At 49.9% G+C, this 4,470-nt stretch carries 2 protein-coding genes and 1 pseudogene; 1 reads left to right on the top strand and 2 read right to left on the bottom strand.

From position 1 onward, the window contains the following. A pseudogene (locus ABWO75_RS13340) lies at positions 1–770 on the bottom strand (hypothetical protein); the annotation flags it as partial. A gap of 81 nt (positions 771–851) precedes the next feature. Here ABWO75_RS13340 and tsaD point away from each other — a divergent pair. Further along, entirely contained in the window at positions 852–1,853 is a 1,002-nt protein-coding gene (tsaD, locus tag ABWO75_RS13345; protein WP_353186328.1) for a tRNA (adenosine(37)-N6)-threonylcarbamoyltransferase complex transferase subunit TsaD, read from the top strand. Positions 1,854–1,856: 3 nt separating this feature from the next. Here tsaD and ggpS read toward each other — a convergent pair whose 3' ends face one another. Continuing rightward, positions 1,857–4,115 carry a glucosylglycerol-phosphate synthase gene (gene ggpS / locus ABWO75_RS13350; RefSeq protein WP_353186330.1) on the bottom strand — a complete coding sequence of 753 codons (2,259 nt, stop codon included), beginning with the start codon at positions 4,113–4,115 and terminating at the stop codon, positions 1,857–1,859. Positions 4,116–4,470: the final 355 nt, after the last annotated feature.

The raw sequence follows: 4,470 nt of genomic DNA on the forward strand, positions 1-4,470 counted from the left end.
TTCAGGTCCAGTGTGATGTCTACCTGTCGCACGAAGTCGTCGAATGCTCCGAAGTCTGCATATTCGAGCAGCAGGTAATCCCGGATATGACTGCGATTGGTTTCCAGGTCGAGTGCATGGAGTTCCAATCGGTTGCTATCTACCACCGCCAGGGTGTTCAGCTTCCGGATTTTAAACCCGCTTTTCTCCTGAAGTTGCAGTTCATGGATTTCCGCTTTCAATAGGTGCTCACTGAAATCTATTGCCGAAACATTGCCGCTGATTCGGGTAAGCTCAATGTCACGGAAATTGACAGTCCCGGCCTTGGGTGGAACGCCGGTGTAATGATAGCGTAATGATACATTATCCAGTTCCAGGTCGTTGATGTTCCAGGTGATTTTTCGGCCGGCAGGTTGCCCGCCGCTTTCCCCGCCCTGGAAATAGTTAAGAATAAACGATAAGTTCGTCCCGCCACTGTCACGCTTCAGCGAAAATTGGCTGTCGGAAAGACGGATCCGGCGGATTGCGACCGCTGCATTGGCGAGCTCCCGTAAATTGAGGTTTGCCGACAGCTGACGGCTATACAACAGCGTATCGCCCTCCAGGTCTTCAATATACAGTCCGCGGAGGACCAGTGAAGAGAAAGGCTTGAAATAAATCCCCTGCAGGGATACGGTGGTATGGAGTTCATCGGAGAGGTATGCAGCTGCTTGCTTTGCAAAATACGTTTGGACCGTGGGGTACCGCAGCGAATAAATTAGTCCGGTTGCCAGTAATAGGAATCCGGCCAACGTCCACAGCGTTATTTTAAGTATTTTTTTGATATTTTTGTACGCTAATAAAGAATAATAAAGCGGTTTAATTATCCACCCATGTCCATTATACTCGGCATTGAATCTTCCTGCGACGAAACATCCGCTGCCATTTGTATAGACGGAAAAATCCGTTCAAATATTATTGCCAACCAGACCATTCATGAAAAATTTGGTGGTGTAGTGCCTGAATTGGCTTCAAGGGCACACCAGCAAAATATCATCCCCGCGGTACAACAGGCAATCGGGGAGGCAAAAATACACAAAAATGAGATAGATGCCGTGGCTTTTACCCGCGGCCCCGGACTTTTGGGGGCGTTATTGGTAGGTACCTCATTTGCGAAAGCATTTGCACTTGCACAGGACATTCCATTAATTGAGGTGAACCACATGCAGGCACACATCCTGGCGCATTTTATTGAGGAGCCGGTACCCCGTTTCCCTTTCCTTTGCCTGACGGTGTCCGGCGGACATACACAGCTGGTACTGGTGCGGGATTATTTTAATATGGAGCTGCTCGGTCAGACACTTGACGATGCAGCGGGTGAGGCATTTGACAAAACAGCAAAGATACTCGGGCTGCCCTATCCGGGCGGGCCACTGATTGATCGTTATGCAAAAGAAGGAAATGCTACGGCTTTTGAATTTCCGAAGCCGCAGATTCCGGGCCTGAACTTCAGCTTTAGCGGACTGAAAACCTCCATCCTTTATTTTGTACAGCAACGGGAACGGGCCGATCCGCAGTTTCTGCTGAAACACCGCGATGATATCTGCGCATCGGTGCAATCCCGGATCGTGTCGATCCTGTTAGACAAGCTCACCCAGGCGGCCCGGGAAACAGGCGTCCATGACGTAGCTATTGCAGGCGGTGTATCGGCTAATTCGGGTCTCCGCAATGCGTTGCTGCAGTTGGGTGAAAAAGAAGGGTGGCGCGTTTTTATACCCCGCTTTGAATATTGTACGGACAATGCCGCAATGATTGCCATTGCCGGTCACTATAAATACTTGGCGGGTGAGTTTGCTGGGCAGGATGTTGCCCCACTGGCCCGCTGGAGTGTGTAACCTTCAGTTTACTTTTTCCATCGCTGTAGCCTGCGTCAATTCTTCGATGAACTCGTTTCCCCATCGGTCAATATCGTAAAGGTTGACGATTTCATGCAGCCGTTTCATCCGTAATACCCGGTCGGCTTCCGGCATTTCTATTGCCTGGAGCAGGCTTTCTTTCAGGTTTTGTGAATCGTACGGGTTGGTCAGTACAGCGTAGGGTAATTCCACTGAAGCGCCAGCAAATTCAGACAATACCAGCACGCCGTCCGGATTGGCTTTCAATCCCTGGACCGCGACGTATTCCTTGGCTACCAGGTTCAATCCATCACGCAGGGGGGTGATCCAGGCGACGTCCGCTATCGCGTAGTAGGTAACGATTTCTTCGAACGGGAGGGAACGGAAAAAGTAGCGGATAGGCGTCCACTCCAGATTGGAATACCTGCCGTTGATTTCGCCCACGGCCCGGTCGAGTTCCTGCCGTATCTTATCGTAAATTTTCATGCCCTGGGACGGCGGCGTACAGATGTTGACCAACTCTACTTTCCCGTGTAATTCGGGGTGCTCCTTTAACAATTCACCGAATGCCTGGATTTTTTCCAGCGGACCCTTCACGTAATCAAGCCGTTCGACGGACAACACAATCTGTTTTCCTGATTTTCGCTTTTTCAATGCCGTGATCCGTTGCTGTGTTTTTTTCAGTCCGTATATGCGTTTGATATTTTCATTATTAACCCCCACGGGCTGTGCGCCCAACCGGATACGGCGGTCGCCGACCTCAATTTCCTTGGTCATCTGGTCGATGCCCAGCGCGCAGCTGTAGGTTAGAAACTGCTGTGCGGCATTTACGCGTTTCAGGACCTGTACTGGAGCATGGCTGCGCAGCACGTCGACAAAATTTTCGACATACCGTGGGATATGGAAGCTGATAAAATCACATTGCAGTAAGCTGCCGATAATCTCGCGCCGCCAGGGAATAATATTGAAAATATCGGCAGGGGGGAAAGCGGTATGATGGAAAAAGCCTATTTTAAGATCGGGACGCATTTGGCGGACAAAGCCGGGGACCATCCAAAGGTTATACTCATGAATCCAGACCAGTGCTTCATGATCCGCTTCTTCTGCTATCCGTTCGGCAAATATCCGGTTTATTTTTACGTAATGTGCCCAGTGCGCGTGATTGAATTTGGCCTTATCAATGAAAGAAAAGATGGTTGGCCAGAAGGCCTCTTTGGAAAACACACGGTAAAACAGGTCGATGTCTTTTTTAGACAGCGGAATAATCGATGCAATGAGATTCGGGTACTTTTTTTCGTCGATGTATGCATTGTGTGACGGGAGAGGCTCATTTTTTTCAACCACGTCTTCGCCGATCCATACACCTGAACGGCCTTTGGCAAAGAATCCAAGTAGGGAGGGAATAATTCCGTTCGGACTTTTTGGCGATACGCGCCGGGACTGGCCGTCGATCACTTCCTTGTCAAATGGCAGCCGGTGATAAACCATCAATAGCTGGGGTTCCCCCGACTGTTTTTCCCGCTTCTTTTTCCCCACGGCTTCCTGATAATAGGTGTTGAATACCGGAAAGTGGTGAATGGCCGCTATAATGCCTCCCGCACCGGCGGCGTCGGCCTGGTAAACCGATGGGTTTCCTGCTGTGGCCTGGCTGAGTGCCGCTTCCGCATGGCCGACGACCACACCCCGGTACCCGGTTTCGTAAAGCGAAAGGTCATTCAGGGTGTCTCCTGCAACCAGCACGCGGTCTTCGGGAAATCCAATAAGATCAACCAGCTGAGTGAGGGTATTTCCTTTGCTGGTATGTCCCGGTAGGATGTCGAGGTACTTGCCTGCCGACAGCAGCACATGGCAATCGTATGCGGCGGCAATACGCCGCACCGCCTCAATATCCGTGGTTTCATCGTAGTAAAATGAACAACGGCGTTGCTGGGGTACTTCCTGGAATTCAAGGCCGGTTACACCACTGAGCGCCTGCCGGAACGTGAAGATACCCGGCCATTTGTTTTCTATACGGGACTGAATCGGCTCCACGGGTTCGAGGGTATGGCCATTGACCACGGTAGCGCCTACATCTGATATAATATATTCCGGCCGGGGAATAATCGGGTCATTCAGGAGCGGCAACACCGTCTCGATTCCCCGTCCGGTAACGAAAGCCAGCTGAATGTCCTTATTCTGACGGATCAGGCGGTAGAGTTTAAGCCGGTCGACCCGCTTGCCCCCTAAAAATGTGCCGTCAAGATCTGTAGCTAATAACATCATAATTGAAATAAATTGCGGCCATTGCATGGCTTGATGCAACGGCGGTAAAACCATAAATTGCTGTCAAGAGATGTTTATCCGGAATACCCTAAAGTGGGTTGCGTAAGTTTGTGTAAACAGCGGGGATAAACACGAAGTAATTGAAGCACTGGAAAACAGCTGTTTCCAGATTGAGGTGGGCAAACATAGCTAAAGTTGCTTTGATATGCAATTTAATCGCATTGAATATCAAATGAATCTATAAGATCGTCTGCTGTAATAGTGAATTACTATAGGGTGGGAATATGCGGTATGTTTTATTTAGTATCGCGCGCTTTCCATTGCTCGCTGAAGGATTTTGGTGCTACCTGCGGCA

Origin of the sequence: Parapedobacter lycopersici, assembly GCF_040395035.1 — a bacterium.
Lineage (GTDB): Bacteria > Bacteroidota > Bacteroidia > Sphingobacteriales > Sphingobacteriaceae > Parapedobacter > Parapedobacter lycopersici_A.